Here is a 21,429-nt window from a genome sequence, read left to right as displayed (position 1 = left end):
TAAAAGACACGAAACGTTCAAGGGATGGTCAAGTAAATCCGTTTTTTAGACGTTTTTCCTTTACAATTGACAAGCTTTTTTTGATAATGGTAAGCAAACCACAAAATTTGTGAAGAAGCATACAGAAATCAGGGTGATGATATGGCTAAAGATAACATACTTACAGCTGAAGAAGTAATAGAGCAGGCAGGACACTATATGAATAAGGATGACCTTGCATTTATTCGCAAGGCTTTTGAGTTTGCCAATGAGGCTCACAGTGAGCAATACCGAAAATCTGGGGAGCCGTACATTATCCACCCGATTCAAGTTGCCGGTATTCTAGTTAACCTTGAGATGGATCCTGAAACGATTGCGGGCGGTTTTCTTCACGATGTGGTAGAAGATACGGAGATTAAATTAGAAGAGATTGAGGAAGCATTTAACACGGAAGTGTCTATGCTTGTCGATGGGGTAACAAAATTAGGAAAAATTAAATATAAATCAAAAGAAGCACAGCAAGCTGAGAACCATCGTAAAATGTTTGTTGCGATGGCGAAAGATATGCGTGTGATTTTAATTAAACTAGCTGATCGTTTGCACAATATGCGAACATTAAAGCATCTTCCTCCAGAAAAGCAGCGGCGAATTTCAAATGAAACATTAGAAATTTTCGCACCGCTCGCTCACCGGCTCGGAATTTCTACTATTAAGTGGGAACTGGAAGATACTGCTCTGCGTTATTTAAATCCACAGCAGTATTACCGGATTGTTCATTTAATGAAGCAGAAGCGTAATGAACGTGAATCCTATATAGATGAAGTTATTGATGAAATTCGTGAGCAGTTGAGAGATGTAAATATTGAAGCAGATTTGAATGGACGGCCTAAGCATTTATATAGTATTTATCGCAAGATGGTCTTACAAAACAAACAATTCAATGAAATTTATGACTTACTGGCAGTCAGAATACAAGTCGACAGTATAAAAGATTGTTATGCCGTATTAGGTATTATTCATACATGCTGGAAACCAATGCCTGGACGATTTAAAGACTATATTGCCATGCCTAAACCTAATTTGTATCAATCGTTGCACACTACCGTTATTGGACCAAAAGGTGACCCTCTGGAAGTGCAGATTCGCACCCACGATATGCATGAGATTGCGGAATATGGGATCGCTGCTCATTGGGCCTACAAAGAAGGCAAACAGACACCGGTTGTTCAATCTTTTGAGGAAAAGCTTACATGGTTCCGTGAGATTTTGGACTGGCAAAATGAAACCCATGATGCCGAAGAATTTATGGAGTCCTTAAAAGTTGATTTGTTTTCGGACATGGTCTATGTTTTCACACCTAAAGGGGACGTGATCGAACTGCCGTCAGGGTCTGTACCTATTGATTTTGCCTATCGAATTCATACGGAGGTAGGAAACCAGACTATTGGGGCAAAGGTGAATGGGAAGATGGAGCCGCTCGATTATCAGTTAAAGACAGGCGATATCGTCGAAATGATGACTTCTAAGCACTCGTACGGTCCGTCTAAAGACTGGATTAAGCTCACCCAAACCTCTCAAGCCAAAAGTAAAATCAAACAGTTTTTCAAGCGGCAGCGAAAAGAAGAGAACGTTACAAAAGGTCGCGAAATGGTAGAACGTGAAATACGAAACCTTGATATTCAGCCGAAAGAAGTTTTCACGATGGAGAACCTTAATCGTGTGGCTGAAAAGTTTAATTTTACCAATGAAGAGGATATGTTTGCTGCTGTTGGGTACCAGGGGATCACAGCTGCCCAAATTGCTACCCGGTTAACTGAAAAAATCAGGAAACAGCAGCAAAAAGAGCAGAACCTAGAGGAGACTTTGGCTGATGTCACCACTACTGAAATAAAAAGATCTTCAAAGACTGGCAAAAGAGACTCAGGCGTTCGAGTGGAGGGAGTGGACAACCTTCTTGTTCGCTTGTCAAAATGCTGCAACCCTGTACCTGGCGACGAGATTGTCGGCTATATAACCAAGGGCAGGGGAGTATCCGTTCACCGGGCGGATTGTCCAAATGTCCATACGGAGGAAGCTAGAGCACGGCTACTCCCCGTTCACTGGGAAAAAGGACCGCAGGATACGAAACAATATCATGTTGACTTGGAAATATGGGGTTATGACCGCCGCGGGCTGCTAAATGAAGTGCTGCAGGCTGTCAATGAAACGAAAACGAATATAACTGCTGTCTCTGGGAAGTCTGACCGTAATAAAATGGCAACCATCCATATTACTATTCTTATCCAAAATACAGACCACTTACGTAAAATTGTGGAGCGAATCAAACAAATTCACGACGTGTATACGGTTCGTCGTGTTATGCAATAAGAGTAGAAGGAGAAGGATAAGCATGAGAGCTGTAATACAAAGAGCAGTAAATGCCTCGGTTGAAGTAGAACAGGAGCAAATGGGGGCTATCCAAGAAGGACTTGTTGTCTTGCTGGGGGTTACGCATGAAGATACGGAAGAAGATGCTCGTTATTTGGCGAATAAAATTCCACACCTGAGAATTTTTGAAGATGAGGAAGGAAAAATGAATCGCTCCTTACACGATGTCAAAGGAGGATTGCTCTCAATCTCCCAGTTCACTTTATATGGAGATACTCGTAAAGGGAGACGTCCTAATTTTATGGAAGCGGCGAAGCCTGATATCGCCAGTCAACTATACGAACGCTTCAATGAAATGGTAAGAGGTGAAGGGATAAAGGTTGAAACCGGTAAATTTGGGTCTATGATGAATGTACAGTTAACGAATACAGGACCTGTAACATTGATATTAGATAGTAAGAACACAAAATAAAACAAGCCTGCAGCTTAGCTGCAGGCTTGTTTTATCGTGTATAGGAGTTTTAGTAATCTTAGTTGAAATAGTTTTCGAGGCCATTTTTAATTCCCTGGCTAACTTTTTTCTGGTAACTTGTGCTGCTGACTGTTTGTTCTTCATTGGGGTTTGATAGGAACCCTAGTTCAAGCAAAACAGCCGGTTTGTTATTATTTCTCAGTACATGGAAGTCGCCATGCCTAATACCGCGGTCCCTTAATTTAGTAGTGCCAACCATGCCAGATTGAATGTTGCTTGCAAGTGATTTTGCGTTGCTATGATAATAGTATGTGTTAATTCCAGTTGCACTAGCAGCTTGTGGGTAGCTATTATAATGAACACTTATGAAAAGGTCCGCCTGTGAAGCATTTGAAATGATGGTCCTCGCTGACAACGATACATATGAATCATTGGAGCGGGTCATGATTACTTGAGCTCCGTTTTGTTCCAGTGTTTGCTTCAACTGTTGAGCCGTTTGCAGGGTCAGTGTCTTTTCATAGCTTCCACTTACGCCAATTGATCCAGGATCAAATCCTCCATGCCCCGCATCGACCACAATGGTTTTACTGTCCAAACCACCGGAGCCAGATGGGGCTGATGGAGAAGGAACGGGGGGAGGGGCATTCGAAGAAGTTTCTTCTTTCACAATCCATCCCGCTACATAGGCTTCTTTCCCTTTGTATTGGATTTTATACCATTGGTCTTCCTTACCCAATACGTTAAATTGCTCGCCTTTATGAGCGCGTGCTAGTACTGTTGTGTCCGAAGATGGACCAGATCTAATATTTGTGCCATTAAATTGAAGAGTTACCTTCGTCACTTCTGTACGAGACGTGGTGCTATTTTCAGCAGCATCACTTGTTACGAGCCATCCTGCAACCCATCCGGTTTTAGTGTCATCCAGTTTTATCTGATACCAGCCTTTGCTTTCTGCAATATACGTAAATGTTTTTCCTTTGCTTACTTGAGCAATAACGGAACTATTGGTAGAACTTTGACTTCTTACATTCAAAATTGCGGCTGTTACAGTTACTTCTCCTAGAGATGTTGGTTCGGATCGGACGCGTAAATGATCTGCTTCCGATGTCACGGGCTGCTCTTTCTTCATTTTAACTAGATACCCAGCGACCCAGCCTTTTTTATCGTTCCATTGTATTTGGACCCAATCATCTTTTCTATCTACAATTTGATAGGTTTCATCGTTATGAGCTTTCCCAATAATGGAATGTGACAGACTTGGACCTGATCTGATATTCAGATGGTCTACCTGTATTACAGCTTTGTTTGCATGAACTAAATTAGGCATTAACCAGATTAAGCTGGTCAGAATAAATATAAATGATAGCCATTGCTTCATACTTTTGTATCCACCTCCATATTTTGCTGATTTTACACATATTCGAGAAAAGTTTACCATAACCTGCCCGAATTGCCTAAAAATTTTCAGTGATTGTAAGAATGTAATGCGGGGATTGGAAAGTCTGCTTTATTTTTCTAGAATGATAAGCTTGACAGCGGAACACCTAAAACTATATGATAGTAATCAATTCTAAATGAATCGAATAAAACCATTGAGGAAAAGAGTAATCTGATTCTATGTAGACAGAGAGGAAATGTCATTTGGCTGAAAACATTTCTCTATAATGATTAGATGAAAGACATTTCTTAGGTTTCGCATCGAATCCACAGTAGGTGTGAACGTTTATACAGGCGTTAACTGTTTATCGAGTGGGGGTGTATGGTTCACCTCAACCAGGGTGGCAACGCGGGCCTTCAACTCCCGTCCCTTTTCTATATGGATATAGAAAAGGGACGGGAGTTTTTTATATGGTCTAAAAAATTTGGATCATGAGATAATTTTCAAGGAGGAAACATTATGAATATGAGAGCACCACGTGGTACACAGGATATTTTACCTGGTACTTCGGAAAAATGGCAATATGTGGAACAACAGCTTATTGAGCTAAGTCGTCGATACAACTATAAAGAAATTAGAACACCTATTTTCGAACATACAGAATTGTTTCAGCGTAGTGTGGGGGACAGCACAGATATCGTCCAGAAAGAAATGTACACATTTACAGACCGTGGTGACCGGAGTATTACCCTGCGTCCGGAGGGTACAGCATCCGTTGTCCGTTCGTTTGTGCAAAATAAACTATTTGGTCAGCCAAACCAGCCGACAAAATTATTCTATATTGGTCCGATGTTTCGCTATGAAAGACCTCAGCAGGGGAGAATGCGGCAATTTGTACAATTTGGGGTAGAAGCGCTTGGCAGCAATGATCCTTCGGTGGACGCTGAGGTGATGGCATTAGCTATGAATGCTTATCAGGGGCTCGGTTTGACCTCTTTAAAACTAGTTTTGAATAGTCTTGGGGATCACGAAAGTAGAGAAGCGCATAAAGATGCCCTTGTTCGTCATTTTGAGCCTCACAAAAATGAACTCTGCTCGGATTGTCAATTACGTCTCGAACAAAATCCACTACGCGTACTTGACTGTAAAAAGGATAAAGATCATCCTGCCATGGAATCGGCCCCATCGATATTGGACTACTTGAATGGTGAGTCTAGAAAGTATTTTGAAGATGTGAAAAATCACTTGCAGGCGATGGGGATCGATTACGTCATTGACGCTAATTTAGTCCGAGGACTGGATTATTATAACCATACTGCATTTGAAATAATGAGTGATGCAGACGGGTTTGGAGCGATTACTACTTTAAGTGGCGGTGGACGTTACAACGGCCTTGTAGAAGAAGTGGGTGGTCCAGAAACGTCAGGAATTGGATTTGCCATGAGCCTTGAACGTTTGCTGATGGCGCTTGAGGCAGAAGGAATAGAATTACCAATTGAGGAATCACTTGATTGTTATGTCGTAGCACTCGGTGAAGAGGCTGAGCAAGAAGCTGTTCGTCTAACCTATAATTTGCGAAATGCTGGAATACAAGCAGATAAAGATTATCAAGGTAAAAAAATGAAAGGCCAGTTCAAGGCTGCCGACAGGTTAAATGCTAAATATGTCGTTGTACTCGGCGAACGGGAGCTTGAACAGAATGCTGCTACTGTTAAAAATATGGTGAGCGGTGATCAGTTTGAACTTCCTTTAGAAGAAATTACAGGGTATGTAAAACAAGAATTAGACGGGAGAGAATAATATGCATCGTACAGAATGTGGAACGATACGAACCTCTGATATAGAAGCTCAAGTAACTTTGAAGGGCTGGGTACAGAAACGCCGTGACCTTGGCGGGCTTATATTCATTGATTTAAGAGATAGATCAGGTGTTGTCCAGGTCGTTTTCAACCCTGAGGTATCAAAAGAGGCTCTTCAATTAGCTGAACAGGTTCGTACCGAATACGTGCTGGAAGTCGTTGGTCAAGTCGTTGAACGTGACGCAGGAACGGTTAATAAAAACATGGCAACAGGTGACATCGAAGTACTGGCTCAGGAAGTTAACGTGCTTAACAAAGCGAAGACACCGCCATTCATGCTTGAGGACCACTCAGAAGTCTCCGAAGATCTTCGTTTAAAGTATCGTTACTTGGATCTTCGCAGAAAAGAAATGCAGGAAACGTTTAAGCTCAGGCATCAAGCAACCCAATCTATCCGTACATTTTTAAATGACGAAGGTTATCTTGAAATGGAAACACCGCTTTTAACAAAAAGTACTCCGGAGGGGGCGCGTGATTACTTAGTACCGAGCCGAGTACATGAGGGAGAATTTTATGCCCTTCCACAATCACCGCAGTTATTTAAGCAGATGTTGATGATGTCAGGGTTTGAAAAATATTATCAAATTGCCCGTTGCTTCCGTGATGAAGATTTACGTGCAGATCGTCAACCTGAATTCACCCAAGTCGACATCGAAACCTCATTCATGAATAAAGAAGAGATTATGGCGATGACGGAAAGAATGATGTCCAAAGTATTGAAGGATGTCAAGGGAATCGACATTCCAACGCCTTTTGAGAAAATGCCATATCAGGAAGCGATGGATCGCTTCGGTTCTGATAAACCGGATACGCGCTTTGACATGGAACTTGTTAATGTATCTGAAGTAGTTAAGGACTCTGATTTTAAAGTATTCAGCGGGGCAGTAGCTTCAGAAGGCCGTGTCAGCGCCATTAACGTCAAGGGTCAAGCTGACACATTCTCAAGAAAGGATATTGATAATCTTACTGACGATGTTAAGGTATATGGTGCCAAGGGTCTTGCCTGGCTGAAAGTGAAGGACGGAGGATTGAATGGCCCGATTTCCAAATTCTTTTCTGAACAAGATGCAGTTCAATTGAAAGAAGCGTTAACGGCAGAAGAAGGAGACTTGCTTCTATTTGTAGCCGACAAAACATCTGTAGTACTGGATAGCTTAGGTGCGCTTCGGTTAAAGCTTGGAAAGCAGCTTGAGTTAATTGACCAAACAAAGTTTAACTTCCTCTGGGTAACGGATTGGCCGTTATTTGAATATGACGAGGAAGAAGGAAGATACTTTGCTGCCCACCATCCATTTACAATGCCAGCACATGGGAATATTGAGGAATTAAATAATAACCCAGGAAATGCGATGGCTGAGGCGTATGACATTGTATTGAACGGATATGAGTTAGGCGGAGGTTCGTTACGTATTTACCAAAAAGACATGCAGGAGCGCATGTTCGAGGTGCTTGGCTTCTCTAAAGAAGAAGCTGGAGAGCAATTTGGGTTCTTATTAGAAGCCCTGGAATACGGAACCCCGCCACATGGCGGAATTGCGCTAGGTTTTGACCGGTTTATTATGCTGTTAGCCGGCAGAACTAATTTGCGTGACACCATTTTATTTCCAAAAACGGCTTCTGCCCAGGACCCTCTTACAAATGCACCTGGGAGTGTAAGCGAGGCTCAATTAGATGAATTGCACTTGCAGCTTAAAAAGAAAAAACAGGACTAAAGCAGGTAAAAACTTCAAGCATATCACCTTGATTAGCAGAAATATTTATGCTATGATTTGAATACAATTAAAGAAACCAATCCTGATGTGTACGTTGTTCGAATGTACGTTTTGACCGAACATTTTTGAGACGGGAGCTTGGAGTTTCCGCATGGAATGCAAGCCTCATTACTATAATGAGAGGACGCAAGAAGTGCGGAGCAGGGCACCCACCTGCCTGGAGCGGGTTCAAAACTCATGATACAACGGCACAATTGGGATTGGTTTTTTTTATTTCTTTTTGTTACATAAAAAAGCAGCCCATTCAATGGCTGCTTTAAGTTTAGATTATCGTACAACATGTTCGAGGTTTCCGTTTTTCTCCATTCGAAATTGTGGTCTCTGAGAATAATCTTGGTCATCGAACATAACCATTTTTCTAGCACGATCCATGATTTGTATTAAAGCTTGATAATCCTCCGTCATGGAATTCAATTGACTGGTTAATTGTTGATTCATAGATGCAAGTTTTTTATTTTCATTTTCTAGCGTCTGATATTTTTGAGTTAGATTTTGCTGGTTGGAAGACTCTTTTTGATAGGCCTTTAATTGTTTAATGATTTGAGAAAGTGATAAGCTCGGTTCAGGCTGATGAGCGCTCTCTTTATTTGCAACCACAGGAACCTCCTGCCTTATTTCATCCCCTTCATACTCCTCTTCCTCTTCTTCAAACGTGTTAACGACCATCGGGCTTGGCATGTTTGCTTCACTGCGCTTTTTCTCTTTACGTTGTTTCTTGGCCAGTTCTACTGCTTGTTCATATTTTTGTCTTACTTCAGCATTCCAACGAAAGCCACAGGCGGCTGAGGTACGATTGAGCAGATCTCCAACTTCATCGAAAGCTCTTAATTGGGTACTGCCTTCACGTATGTGTCTTAGTACGGTTTCAGCTAATAATAGATCATCTTCATGAGACCAGGCATCTTGTCTAACCTTTGGCATATTCATCACTCCTGTTTTTCTATTAGAAAAGTAGTTTCTCAGATTTATTTGTAGTGTTTCCAACAGGAGGAAGAATTATACTTGTCTATGATTTTTGTTTATTTATTTTGTCGTACACTTGTTTCAACGCCTGTTCGAATTTTCCGGTAGTCTTTGGTTCGTAGTAAGTCCGATCTTTAATGGTGTCCGGAAGATACTGCTGATCTACCCAGGCATGTTCAAAATTGTGCGGATATTGATACTGTACTCCCCGGCCTAAATGGGCTGCTCCTTTGTAATGGGAATCTTTAAGATGAATAGGGACATCACCGCTTTTTCCTTTGCGAATATCCGCAAGAGCCGCATCCAATGCCACGTAAGAACTATTCGACTTAGGTGAAAGAGCGAGTTCGGTTACCACAGATGCAAGGGGTATTCTGGCTTCTGGGAATCCTATCCGCTCAGCAGCTTCTACTGCTGCTAAGGTGCGAGGCCCAGCCTGGGGACTGGCAAGACCTATGTCTTCGTAGGCAATAACCACTAACCTTCTGCCAATGCTGTCTAAGTCACCTGCTTCAATTAACCGCGCTAAATAATGGAGAGAGGCATTGACATCACTTCCGCGAATCGACTTTTGAAAAGCGGATAGAACGTCATAATGGGCATCGCCGTCTTTATCGTGGGAAAAGCTTTTCTTTTGCATACACTCTTCGGCAGTTGATAAATCAATGGAAACCACACCAGCTTTATCTTCTGGAGTGGAAAAGGCAGCAAGCTCTAATCCATTTAAAGCTGCTCTTAAATCACCGTTCGCGGCATTGGCGAAATGGGTGAGAGCTTCTTCTGTTAGTTCTATACGCATGTCCCCAAGACCATCTTCCTTGTCTTCAAGTGCTCGATGGATCGCCTCGATAATATCTTCTCTTTCTAAGCGATATAATTCAAATAGGTGACATCGGCTTCGGATGGCGGGGTTAATAGAATGATAAGGATTGCTCGTTGTGCAGCCAATCATCGTTAATCTATTGCTTTCAAGGTGTGGGAGAAGGAAATCCTGCTTCGCTTTATCTAACCGATGGACCTCATCGAGAATTAATACCATTTGACCGTGCATTTTTGCTTCTTCAACGGCAATCTCCATATCTTTTTTCTTATCTGTAACAGCATTAAGTGTTTTGAATGGCAGTCGAAGACTTTTTGCCAGCGCTTGTGCCATCGATGTTTTTCCTGTGCCTGGAGGGCCAAAAAGAATCATGGATGCCAGGCGGTTTGCTGTAACCATCCGATGAATGGTTTTATCTTTTTCGACTAAGTGTTTCTGGCCGATAATGTCATTAATGTCAGAAGGGCGCATGCGAAAAGCTAATGGTTTCGTGCTCATATGTTTATTCTCCTTTAATGGGCTCGTCCAAGCAGCTTCCCAATGGACGCTACATTATTATCCTCTGTGCATCCACGTTTGTGTGTGTGCGATTGAGAACGGAGTAGCAAGCATATAGAAACGGATATATGGAAGTGCTTGTGTGCTTTCCTATTGAATTGATAGTTTTTAGCGTAGGACTAATCTTAACAAAATGCAAGAGACATACTATTCATGCTATAATAGCGTTTGGTATTACTAGTAAATCTGAAATTGTTTCATCATGTTTGAAACGCTAATAAAGTAAGGTTTGTCTTTTTAGTTGGCTATTTTATAAGGTAATGAGCAATAAAATTTGCGAAAAGAGCCTTTTACGTAAAACCGATATATGTTTATATAATAAAGTTGTCGAGCAATAAGCGGTTGTGTTCGCTTATTGAAGGAAGAAGGGTGAATGATATGAAAATCTCTACGAAGGGACGTTACGGACTGACGATTATGATCGAGCTGGCTAGAAAGTTTGGTGAAGGCCCGATCTCCTTAAAGCAAATAGCGAGGGATAATAATTTGTCCGAACATTATTTAGAACAATTAATCGCACCGCTCCGGAACGCAGGTCTTGTTAAAAGTGTCAGGGGTGCTTACGGCGGCTATATGTTAACAAAATCCCCTCACGAAATTACAGCGGGAGACGTAATCAGGATATTGGAAGGTCCGATCACCCCAGTGGAAGGTATTGAGGACGAAGAGCCAGCGAAACAGGCTCTTTGGAAACGGGTTCGTGATGCAGTGAAGGATGTTTTAGATACAACAACATTAGAGGATCTTAAAGATCATGTAGACGATCAAACACAAGATGCCTATATGTTTTACATTTAAAGATATGGAGGTGTCAGCACGTGAAGCCTATTTATTTAGATCATGCTGCCACAACCCCTGTTCATGACGAGGTAATCGAAGCGATGGTCCCAGTTTACCAGACGATTTATGGAAATCCCTCAAGTGTCCATCAATTCGGCCGTAAAGCCAGAAATGCTCTGGATCAAGCGCGAAGAACAGCTGCTCGCAGCATAGGTGCCAAAGAAAAGGAGATCGTGTTTACGAGTGGCGGAACGGAAGCTGATAATTTAGCTATCATCGGAACGGTCCTGGCTAATCAAGGGAAAGGAAAGCATGTGATTACCACAGAGGTTGAGCATCATGCATCACTTCATGCTGCACAATACTTGGAGCAGAATGGTTTTGAGATCACTTATTTACCTGTATATGAAGATGGTCGTATTCGCATTGACGATTTGGAAGCTTCGTTAAGAGAAGACACTGTCTTAGTCTCGATCATGATGGTGAACAATGAGACAGGGGCGATGCAGCCTATAATGGAAATAGCGGAATTGCTTGCTTCACATCAGGCTTACTTCCATTCTGATATTGTCCAGGCATACGGGTTAATAGAGATCAATGTGACTGAGCTTCCAGTTGATTTATTAGCTGTATCCAGTCATAAAATTAATGGTCCAAAAGGAATAGGGTTTCTTTATATTCGTGAAGGTACACCCATGCAGTCACTTGCACATGGCGGTGAACAGGAGAGGAAACGGCGGGCAGGAACAGAAAATGTTCCGGGAATCGTTGGGTTTCAGAAGGCAATTGAATTGACTGAAACAGTACGTTCTGACAGAAAAGAGCGGTACAGTCGTTATAAGCAAATATTTTTAGAGGAATTATCGAACGAAGCTGTTGACTATCAGATAAATGGGATAGAAAACCAAACCATTGAAACCATCGTTAATATTAGTTTTCCAAACATGAACGTTGAAGCATTACTGACAAATTTTGATTTATCAGGAATAGCAGCCTCTAGTGGCAGTGCTTGTACAGCGGGCTCAGTGGAACCTTCCCATGTTTTAACAGCCATGTACGGTAAAGGAGATGCAAGAACGGTGAATTCTGTTCGGTTTAGCTTTGGGATTGCTAATCATGAGGAAAATGTCAAAGAAGCAGCGCAGCGGATCAGCCAAATCATTAAAAGGCTGAAATAGGAAGGTGAATGAATATGAAAGAAGTAAAAGATACACGGGTAGTTGTAGGGATGAGCGGGGGAGTTGATTCCTCTGTAGCGGCCCTGCTGCTTAAGCAGCAAGGTTATGATGTTGTCGGTATCTTTATGAAAAACTGGGACGATACGGATGAGAACGGGGTATGTACGGCCACTGAGGATTATGAAGATGTGATACGTGTCTGTAATCAATTGGATATTCCTTACTATGCTGTTAACTTTGAGAAACAGTATTGGGATAAAGTATTCACTTATTTTCTCGATGAGTATAAAGCAGGACGAACTCCCAACCCTGATGTGATGTGTAATAAAGAGATAAAATTCAAAGCGTTTCTCGACCATGCCTTAGCGCTTGGGGCTGATTATCTAGCGACAGGGCACTATGCTCAAGTACGTGAAGTGAATGGATCTTTCGAAATGCTGCGAGGCGTGGATAACAATAAAGATCAAACGTATTTCTTGAATCAGCTTTCCCAGGACGTATTGGCTAAAGTCATGTTCCCGCTTGGTCATATGGAGAAAAAACAAGTGAGGGTAATTGCGGAAGAAAATGATCTTGCGACAGCGAAGAAAAAAGATTCTACAGGGATTTGCTTTATCGGGGAGCGTAATTTTAAGGACTTTTTAAGTGAATATTTACCTGCCCAGCCAGGCACTATGCAAACACTTGAAGGTGAAGTGAAAGGAAAGCATGACGGGCTTATGTATTACACATTAGGACAAAGACAGGGACTCGGGATCGGCGGCCCGGGTGAACCCTGGTTTGTTGTCGGTAAAAACGTGAATGATAATGTTTTATATGTAGGGCAAGGATATCATCATGAAGCATTATATTCAGACGGACTGATCGCAACAGATGCCAACTGGACAAGTGGTGAAGCACCAGCAGAAAGTATGGAATGTACTGCTAAGTTCCGTTATAGACAGGACGACAGTACGGTGACAGTTACCCCGCTTGAGAATGGAAAATGGAAGATCGACTTCCATGAACCTGAGCGTGCTGTTACACCAGGGCAGGCGGTAGTTTTTTATAATGGTGAAGTGTGCCTTGGCGGTGCGACGATTGATGAAATTATGAAAGAAAACAAAACATTGTCTTATGTCGGTTAATGATACGGCCATGTCCGAAATTAAACGGACATGGCCATTTTTATGTAAAGGGGAATGAAAGATGGATAAAATGACGAAAGCGATTGAACTCATGCAGAATCATAAGCTGGAAGAGGCGGCTAAGTTATTTACGGAAGCTATTGATGAAAATCCGAAAGATCCAATTGGATATATTAATTTTGGTAATTTACTTGTGCATTTAAATGAATTCGAACGGGCAGAGCGCTTCTTTAACAGAGCCATTGAACTAGATGACGAAGCTGGAACAGCCTATTATGGACTAGGCAATGTGTATTATGAACAGGAATCCTATACGAAAGCCCAGAAGCAATATTTAATGGCGATAGAAAAGGGATTAGATGAAGCTGATGTTCACTTTATGATGGGAATGACATTTATCCATCAGGAGTATGTTAAGCTGGCCCTCCCCTATTTACTAAGAGCGGTAGAACTGAATCCCGAGGATGTAGATATTCAATTCCAATATGGTCTCTGTTTAGCACAAAATGGTCAAATTGAAGCGGCTGAACAGACGATGAATCGTGTGCTACAATTAGAGGATCAGCACAGTGATGCCTACTATAATTTGGGAGTAGTTGCCTTACATAAGGAGGACGCTGAATCAGCTCTTGCCTACTTCAATAAAGCGCTCGGAATTAATAAGGAGCATATGCTGGCGTCCCATGCTAAGGCACAAGTTGAACAAGCACTTGGTGAAGATTAAGTTAAAGGAGCAACAACATGGCTGAACGAACGCTATTTTCTGAGACAAGTGAAGAACGCCCATATATAAAAGGAGAACTGGGCCGGATGATTTTTCATAAGGAGTCGGAGCACTTTTCAATTGCTTCCATAATCGTGCAGGAAACGAACGAAGACTTCGATGAAAGAAGCGTAGTGATTAAAGGTCATTTTCCTCCTCTCGAAGATGGGGAAACTTATATTTTTCATGGTGTTTTCCTGGAGCATAAAAAGTTCGGACGTCAATACCAGGTCGAATTCTATCAACGGGTACTTCCGGAAACTAAGGATGGATTGGTTGTTTATTTATCGAGCGATCTTTTTCACGGCATTGGCAAAAAAACGGCCGAACGGGTGGTTGATCAATTAGGTGAGCAAGCTATTTCCGCAATTTTGGAAGATCCAGACGTTTTGAAAAAGGTTCCCAAACTTCCGAAAGAAAAACGTGAAACGCTTTACAATACGTTAAAGGAACATCAAGGATTTGAACATGTAATGATCCACCTGAATCAGTATGGCTTCGGTCTTAAGCTTTCACAGAAGATTTATGAAGCATTTAAAGATCAAACACTTGCCATTATTGAGGAGGATCCTTATCAACTGGTGTTCAAGGTGGATGGCTTTGGCTTTCACCGTGCGGATGAAATGGCAAAAGTCCAGAAATTACCGCTTGATCATCCAACAAGACTGCGAGCAGCATGTTTATATATCTTGCAACAGAGCCTATCGGCTGGCCATGTATATTTGCCGACAGCGTCCTGTTTATCTCAAGTGGAAAACCTTCTTAATAGCAGCAGTGGGGAGAAATCGATTACTTTCGATCAATTATCCGAACAAGTTATTCGCCTGGCAGAAGACCGGTATGTCTTTATCGAAGAAGACCGTGTTTACTTGCCATCCCTTTTTCATGCAGAAAATGGCTTCTGCCACCAGCTTGAAAGAATCATGGAGCAAGAACTCGAAACGGAGCATACTCAGGCAGAGCTGTTAAAGATTGTTGGCGATATGGAAGAAGAAGAGTCGATTAGTTATGGTGAAGACCAGTTTGCGGCAATCGAGAAAGCACTGCAATCGAAAGTTATGATTCTGACAGGAGGTCCGGGGACTGGTAAGACCACAGTGATTAAAGGCATTATTAAGGCATATTCAACACTTTATGACCTGTCTACCGACAAAGGTGATTACGATCAGGGAGAGCCTTTTCCCTTTATACTTGCTGCCCCGACCGGTCGTGCCGCCAAGCGTATGACAGAGTCAACCGGCCTGCCAGCCAGCACGATCCATCGATTGCTCGTCTGGGATGGGCATGACAGTTTTGATAAAAATCAAAACAACCAACTTGAAGGGAAGCTATTAATTATTGATGAATTCTCGATGGTTGATATGTGGCTTGCCAACCAATTGTTCCGCGCCATTCCCTCTGATATGCAAGTCTTGATCGTCGGGGATGAGGACCAGCTGCCATCTGTCGGCCCAGGTCAAGTATTGGCAGATTTATTAGCGTCCAACCAGCTTCCTTCTGTTCAACTATCAGAGGTGTACAGACAGAAAGAAGGATCAAAAATAATTCAGCTTGCCCACGAAATTAAAAATGACCAGTGTACCAGACAGTCGCTGACGAAAGAGCATGATTTTAATTTTATAAATGCGCGGGAGCATCAGCTGAAAGATTTGGTTACGAATATTGTCAAGAAGGCCTTGGATAAAGGAATAGAATTACGAGAGGTGCAAGTCCTGGCCCCGATGTATCGAACAGATGTCGGCATTCATAAATTGAATGAAGAGATCCAGCGTGTTGTAAATCCAAAAAGTAAGCAAAAGCGTGATCTGACGTTTAAAGATCTGACTTACCGGAAAGGCGACAAGGTGATCCAGCTTGTCAATCAGCCGGAAGATGGTGTTTATAATGGCGATATAGGAGAAATTGCAGCTATTTTCCGAGCAGAAGAAAACGTGGATCAAGTGGAGCAGGTCGTCGTCGATTATGATGGTAAAGAAGTCGTCTATCCAAAAAAAAACCTTAATAACATCATGCATGCCTATTGCACGTCCATTCATAAATCGCAGGGAAGCGAATTTTCTATTGTGATTTTGCCCGTTGTACGCAGCTATCGCAGAATGCTCAGGAAAAATCTGTTGTACACGGCAATAACGAGATCGAAGCATTCTCTTATTATATGCGGGGACACAAATGCTTTCCTCGAAGGTGTGCAGACGACTGATACAAATTTAAGGTATACTCACTTAGTAGAAAAACTGCAGAACGAAACGGTTAATGAGTTGAATGAGGAAGAAGAGGAACTTTCCCCTTATGATTTTATGTAAAGGCAGGTACCATCGTGACCCATGAATTAGGTTTTTCAGGCAGTACGATTATGTCAAATCCAAATCAGTTCGCACGTTTATTTAACGCTCGGTTTAAACACGTAGAAATAGGAGAATTTCCAACCTATATAGACTTTGAATCATTCTTGCAACTGTCCAGGGAAAAGGGATATCGCTATGGCATCCACTCTCCGCTTATACGTGGGGAGAGTAAATATGATCTGCTCGACTTCATATCTTTTGAACCTGAACAGGCTAGACTGCAGTTTGAGGATGAAGTCCGTACATTATCCCAGTTAGGTGCTGCTTATGTGCTTGTTCACTTCCCTTTTATAAAGGATAGCAGCAGCCAGGATATAATAGAGAGAGTGAAGGAGGGTTTGAGTTTTCTCAACAGATTGCAGGAAAACTATAAGATTCTCATTGTTTGTGAGCCTAAACTTGGGCCTTCCATGTCTCCTCATAATATAGAAATTCTTCATGATTTCCCTAAGCAATTATGGGAAGCATATGGCTTATCGCTTTGCATTGATATTGGCGACTATTTATTAGCAGTTGGAGAAGAGTGGCCTGTATACCTTAAGCAGCTGCAGCCGTTTATTAAAGTAGTCCACTTACATAATATTTTAATTGAAGGAGCAAAGTATATTTGGGTGCCGCCACATCCTGCTTTAGAGGAATCAAACGAGTATTTCAGAATCAAGCCAATCGTCGAATACTTGGCCCGTGGGCAGGCTAAATATTTCATATTCGAACATACTCCACATTCAAATCCTTCCGATCAATTTGTAAATGAATCGATAAGCTGGATAGAAAGCCTTCTTCATGTATGAAGGGAGATAACATAGGACATACTACTTGGTAAAAAAAGGAGTATGTCCTATGAAATGTCCAAATTGCCAGGGTCGAAATTTAGGGCGAATAGGCAATGACCAATATTATTGCTGGACATGTTTTATTGAATTGTCAATTGAAGATGGAAAGGTGAATATTAATCAAATAGAAGAGGATGGAAGTTTAAGTTCCTTAAATGATATTTTCTATCAGTCGGGATCATAATGAGCGAGAGAGCCGTTAAATGGATCAGTCGTAGTGTCATAGGCTTCGTAGTGTTACTGTTCATGCTTATTTTAGCTTGGCTGTATCCCTATTATGACCATGTAGTACTGATGATCCTGCGAATTCTTTTACCCTTTATACTCGCAATAGTGTTATCTTTATTGCTCCATCCAGTTGTTCAATTTTTAGAGGGGCTTGGTTTATCGCGGGGGCTATCGATCCTGCTTATCTTTGCTGTCTTTTTTTCAATCACTGGTTTCTCCCTTTATCGTGGTTACCCGCACTTATTGGAACAGTTGAAAGCTTTAAGTGTTCAACTACCGAATTTAATGGAAGCCTATCAAAACTGGACAAGCGAATTTTATGCACAGACAGAACGTTTTCCGGATGGCATTCATGAACATCTGGATGAGCACTTTTCTGACTTTGAAGCATGGCTTAGTGAATGGCTGATGTCAGCAGTTACTGCTTTAAGCGGAGTATTTAACGTGATTATATTATTGGCTGTAATTCCAGTGATGACGTTCTACTTCTTAAAGGACCATTCACTAATCTTTCATTCTCTGCTGCGTCTGCTCCCGGAAAAATGGCATAACGAAGCCAAACATCTAAGCGGTAAACTTAGTCATTCACTGGGGGGCTACATTAGAGGACAATTACTTATCAGCTTATTTGTCGGCTTTTTTGCGACGGTTGGTTTTTGGCTCGCCGGGCTGCCTTATCCGCTCGTATTGGGAGTAGTGGCTGGGATTACTAATATTATCCCCTACTTTGGACCATTGCTTGGGGCGATTCCAGCTTTAATCGTGGCGGTTACGATTTCTGTAAAAACACTTATTATAGCACTCATTGCTATTTTTGTGATTCAGATCATGGAAGGAAACTTGTTATCTCCTTATATTATGGGAAAAAGTATTCACATCCATCCACTATTAATTATACTAGCTCTACTGGCGGGCGGTGAGCTTGCCGGTGTGGTAGGTATGATCGCCGCTGTTCCGGTCCTTACTTGTTTAAAAGTGGTGGTTGAGGAGATCAGCCATTCGTCCGTGCGCGTTGACAGATAAACAGATGTTATCTATAATAGCGCATATCAATACTATATGAACGATGAACACTTTGAAGGAAATCAGTAGGCAGCAGCCCCTTTAGAAGAGAGATACTTCCCCAGGCTGAAAGAAGTATGAAAAGAAGCTCTGTTGAACGCTATTCCTGAGTGCGGTTAATCCCCGCCGGCAAGCGCCCCGTTATGCGTTTTAAGGTGATAGGCAAAATGTTATTGTCTATAATCAGGGTGGTACCGCGGAGATAAACTCCCGTCCCTGCATAATGCAGGAACGGGAGTTTTTCGTTTGTATGGAGATATCATTATAGGAGGTAGGAAGATGAAATCGTTGACTTCGGCTGAAGTACGCCAAATGTTTTTAGACTTTTTTAAAGAAAAAGGACACAGTGTCGAACCGAGTGCCTCACTCGTTCCACACGAAGACCCATCTCTATTATGGATTAATAGTGGTGTAGCTACCTTAAAGAAATACTTTGATGGTAGGGTTATCCCAGAGAATCCGAGAATTGTAAATGTGCAAAAGTCGATCCGTACTAATGATATTGAAAATGTAGGTTTCACGGCTCGTCACCATACATTTTTTGAAATGCTCGGAAACTTCTCAATCGGCGACTATTTTAAGGAAGAAGCCATGGCCTGGGGATGGGAATTTCTTACGAGCCCAGACTGGATCGGTTTTGATCCTGAAAAACTTTCCGTTACTGTTCATCCTGAAGACGATGAGGCCTACTCCCTTTGGAAAGATCAGATTGGGGTAGAAGAAGAAAGGATCATCCGGTTAGAAGAGAACTTTTGGGACATTGGCGAAGGTCCAAGCGGTCCCAACACGGAGGTTTTCTATGATCGTGGTGAAGCGTATGGAGATGATCCAGCTGATCCAGAATTATATCCTGGAGGAGAAAATGAGCGTTATCTGGAAATATGGAACCTTGTATTCTCCCAATTTAATCACAATCCTGATGATACGTACACACCGCTTCCAAAAAAGAACATTGATACAGGAATGGGGCTCGAGCGGATGGTTAGCGTTATTCAGGACACGCCAACCAACTTTGAAACGGATTTGTTTATGCCAATCATTGAAGCAACAGAAGCCATCTCGGGTTATGAGTATGGAAAAGATGTTGCACATGATTCGGCGTTCAAAGTAATTGCTGACCATATGCGCACGGTTACATTTGCTGTTAGTGATGGAGCGTTGCCCTCTAATGAAGGACGTGGGTATGTCCTTCGCCGATTATTGCGGAGGGCTGTTCGATTTGCAAAACAGATTGGAATTGACCAGCCATTTATGTACAGGCTCGTTCCTGAAGTAGCAAAAATCATGCATGACTTTTATCCAGAGGTGCAACAAAAGCAAGAATTTATCCAGAATGTAATTCGTACGGAAGAAGAACGCTTCCATGAAACATTAAACGATGGCCTGGCCATTCTTTCTACGATTATGAAACAGGAGACAGAGAAAGGCAGCAACATCTTCCCTGGTTCAGAAGTTTTTCGTCTTTATGACACATATGGATTTCCGAAGGAGCTCACGGAGGAGTATATTGCCGAGGCTGGATTTACAATAGACGAAGAAGGGTATCAGACAGAAATGGCGAAACAAAGAGAACGTGCTCGTAATGCACGACAGAAGTCTGATAGTATGCAAGTCCAGGCAGGAGTCCTTGGAGAGGTTCATGTGGCAAGTGAATTTATTGGTTATGATCAGCTTTCCATCGAAACGAAGGTGGTTGAACTGATCAAAGGAGAAGACTTTGCTTCAGAAGCAGGCGAGGGAGATAGAGTCTATTTCTTCTTGGAGAACACACCTTTTTATGCTGAAAGCGGCGGGCAGATTGCAGATAAGGGCACGGTTAAAGCGGGTGAAGCCTTGCTTGAAGTGACCACTGTTCAAAAAGCTCCAAACGGGCAAAATATGCATGAGGCTTTTGTAAAACACGGAACGGTCAGAAAGGGTGAGCTTGTTTTAGCAGAAGTCGATCAAAAACAAAGGACCTTTATCGTTAAGAATCATACGGCTACACACCTGCTTCACCAGGCATTGAAAGATGTATTAGGCGAGCATGTCAATCAGGCTGGCTCACTTGTAGCAACAGATCGTCTTCGCTTTGATTTCTCCCATTTTGGGTCTGTAACAGATAAAGAAATAGAACAGATTGAAGCCATTGTGAATGAAAGAATATGGCAATCGATTCCTGTTTCCGTTGCCTATACTTCTTTACAAGAAGCGAAGGAAAAAGGAGCAATGGCTTTATTTGGGGAAAAATATGGTTCAGAAGTTCGGCTCGTTGAGATAGGAGATTATAGTCTCGAACTTTGTGGAGGCTGTCATGTAAATAATACGGCCGAAATTGGGTTATTTAAGATTGTTACTGAATCAGGTATAGGCGCAGGAACGAGAAGAATGGAGGCTGTAACAGCTAAAGCTGCCTATCAATACATGAATAACAAAGAATCTCTTCTAAAAGAGACAGGTTCTTTATTGAAGACGAAGATTGAGACGGTCCCTGATCGCATTCAGGCCCTGCATCAAGAAATTAAGCAGCTTCAAAGAGAAAATGAATCACTATCCACTAAAATCTCTAATATAGAAGCTGCTTCTATCCTTGATGAGATCGAAGAAGTAGAGGGTGTGAATGTTTTAGCTAAACAAGTAGACGTTAAGGATATGAATGCGCTCCGGGCAATGGTTGATGATTTAAAACAAAACATTGGCTCCGGGATAATCCTGCTGGCAACACCTAATGGAGAAAAAGTTCAGCTTATTGCAGGAGTTTCCAAGGATTTAATCGAAAAAGGATATCATGCAGGTCATCTAATTAAACAAGCTGCAGCCATCTGCGGTGGTGGGGGTGGCGGCCGTCCAGACATGGCACAAGCCGGAGGAAAGAATGCTGCAAAGATCCCTGAAGCCCTGAAATATGCCAAAGAATACGCAAGCAATAACAACTAGTTTTTACATTCCTATAAATAGGTATATAA

At 42.0% G+C, this 21,429-nt stretch carries 16 protein-coding genes, 1 other RNA gene and 1 other annotated feature; of the genes, 14 read left to right on the top strand and 3 right to left on the bottom strand.

Features of this window, described 5'->3' with window-relative positions; genetic code table 11:
• Positions 1–141 precede the first annotated feature (141 nt).
• Together P9989_RS13245 and dtd are read left to right on the top strand one after the other, a co-directional pair.
• A complete protein-coding gene (locus tag P9989_RS13245; protein ID WP_283075369.1) occupies positions 142–2,346 on the top strand; it encodes a RelA/SpoT family protein in 2,205 nt (734 codons plus the stop codon).
• A gap of 22 nt (positions 2,347–2,368) precedes the next feature.
• Entirely contained in the window at positions 2,369–2,818 is a 450-nt protein-coding gene (dtd, locus tag P9989_RS13240) for a D-aminoacyl-tRNA deacylase (RefSeq protein WP_283075368.1), read from the top strand.
• Positions 2,819–2,876: 58 nt separating this feature from the next.
• On the opposite strand, the gene P9989_RS13235 is transcribed toward dtd, so the two are convergent.
• Entirely contained in the window at positions 2,877–4,196 is a 1,320-nt protein-coding gene (locus P9989_RS13235; protein WP_283075367.1) for an N-acetylmuramoyl-L-alanine amidase family protein, read from the bottom strand.
• Positions 4,197–4,401: 205 nt separating this feature from the next.
• Positions 4,402–4,630 (top strand) — a binding site (T-box leader).
• A gap of 85 nt (positions 4,631–4,715) precedes the next feature.
• Here P9989_RS13235 and hisS point away from each other — a divergent pair.
• The 3 genes from hisS (at position 4,716) to ssrS (ending at position 8,032) form a co-directional block, all read left to right on the top strand.
• On the top strand, positions 4,716–5,996 hold the full coding sequence (gene hisS, locus P9989_RS13230; protein WP_283075366.1) for a histidine--tRNA ligase: 1,281 nt from the start codon (positions 4,716–4,718) through the stop codon (positions 5,994–5,996).
• Between the two features lies 1 nt (position 5,997).
• Positions 5,998–7,767, top strand: a complete 1,770-nt coding sequence (aspS, locus tag P9989_RS13225; RefSeq protein WP_283075365.1) for an aspartate--tRNA ligase — start codon at positions 5,998–6,000, stop codon at positions 7,765–7,767.
• Between the two features lie 76 nt (positions 7,768–7,843).
• Positions 7,844–8,032, top strand: a non-coding RNA gene (gene ssrS / locus P9989_RS13220) — 6S RNA.
• A gap of 62 nt (positions 8,033–8,094) precedes the next feature.
• Here the strand turns inward: ssrS and P9989_RS13215 are convergent.
• Complete coding sequence (locus tag P9989_RS13215) at positions 8,095–8,748, bottom strand: RsfA family transcriptional regulator (protein ID WP_283075364.1); 654 nt, start codon at positions 8,746–8,748, stop codon at positions 8,095–8,097.
• Positions 8,749–8,833: 85 nt separating this feature from the next.
• Positions 8,834–10,108: a replication-associated recombination protein A gene (locus P9989_RS13210; protein WP_283075363.1), complete on the bottom strand. Its 1,275-nt coding sequence runs from the start codon at positions 10,106–10,108 to the stop codon at positions 8,834–8,836.
• Positions 10,109–10,546: 438 nt separating this feature from the next.
• Between P9989_RS13210 and cymR the strand changes: the two genes are divergently transcribed.
• The 9 genes from cymR to alaS all read left to right on the top strand — a co-directional run bounded on the left by cymR (position 10,547) and on the right by alaS (position 21,400).
• Positions 10,547–10,966: a cysteine metabolism transcriptional regulator CymR gene (gene cymR, locus P9989_RS13205; RefSeq protein ID WP_079530371.1), complete on the top strand. Its 420-nt coding sequence runs from the start codon at positions 10,547–10,549 to the stop codon at positions 10,964–10,966.
• 20 nt (positions 10,967–10,986) lie between these two features.
• Positions 10,987–12,126: a cysteine desulfurase family protein gene (locus P9989_RS13200; protein ID WP_283075362.1), complete on the top strand. Its 1,140-nt coding sequence runs from the start codon at positions 10,987–10,989 to the stop codon at positions 12,124–12,126.
• 14 nt (positions 12,127–12,140) lie between these two features.
• Positions 12,141–13,253 carry a tRNA 2-thiouridine(34) synthase MnmA gene (mnmA, locus tag P9989_RS13195; protein ID WP_283075361.1) on the top strand — a complete coding sequence of 371 codons (1,113 nt, stop codon included), beginning with the start codon at positions 12,141–12,143 and terminating at the stop codon, positions 13,251–13,253.
• Between the two features lie 61 nt (positions 13,254–13,314).
• Positions 13,315–13,977: a tetratricopeptide repeat protein gene (locus P9989_RS13190; RefSeq protein WP_283075360.1), complete on the top strand. Its 663-nt coding sequence runs from the start codon at positions 13,315–13,317 to the stop codon at positions 13,975–13,977.
• Positions 13,978–13,994: 17 nt separating this feature from the next.
• On the top strand, positions 13,995–16,319 hold the full coding sequence (gene recD2 / locus P9989_RS13185; protein WP_283075359.1) for an SF1B family DNA helicase RecD2: 2,325 nt from the start codon (positions 13,995–13,997) through the stop codon (positions 16,317–16,319).
• Between the two features lie 14 nt (positions 16,320–16,333).
• Positions 16,334–17,152 (top strand): TIM barrel protein, encoded by an 819-nt coding sequence (locus tag P9989_RS13180; protein WP_283075358.1) that lies wholly within the window; start codon positions 16,334–16,336, stop codon positions 17,150–17,152.
• A 49-nt stretch (positions 17,153–17,201) separates the two neighbouring features.
• A complete protein-coding gene (locus tag P9989_RS13175; RefSeq protein ID WP_176142538.1) occupies positions 17,202–17,378 on the top strand; it encodes a hypothetical protein in 177 nt (58 codons plus the stop codon).
• Positions 17,378–18,445: an AI-2E family transporter gene (locus tag P9989_RS13170; protein WP_283075357.1), complete on the top strand. Its 1,068-nt coding sequence runs from the start codon at positions 17,378–17,380 to the stop codon at positions 18,443–18,445. Before P9989_RS13175 ends, P9989_RS13170 begins: the two co-directional genes overlap by 1 nt.
• Before the next feature lie 318 nt (positions 18,446–18,763).
• Positions 18,764–21,400, top strand: a complete 2,637-nt coding sequence (gene alaS / locus P9989_RS13165) for an alanine--tRNA ligase (RefSeq protein ID WP_283075356.1) — start codon at positions 18,764–18,766, stop codon at positions 21,398–21,400.
• Positions 21,401–21,429 lie beyond the last annotated feature (29 nt).

This window comes from Halobacillus naozhouensis, assembly GCF_029714185.1.
Classification (GTDB): Bacteria; Bacillota; Bacilli; order Bacillales; family Halobacillaceae; genus Halobacillus_A; species Halobacillus_A naozhouensis.
The sequence above is the reverse complement of the archived record's forward strand: the minus strand, read 5'-3'. Positions and strand labels throughout refer to the sequence as shown.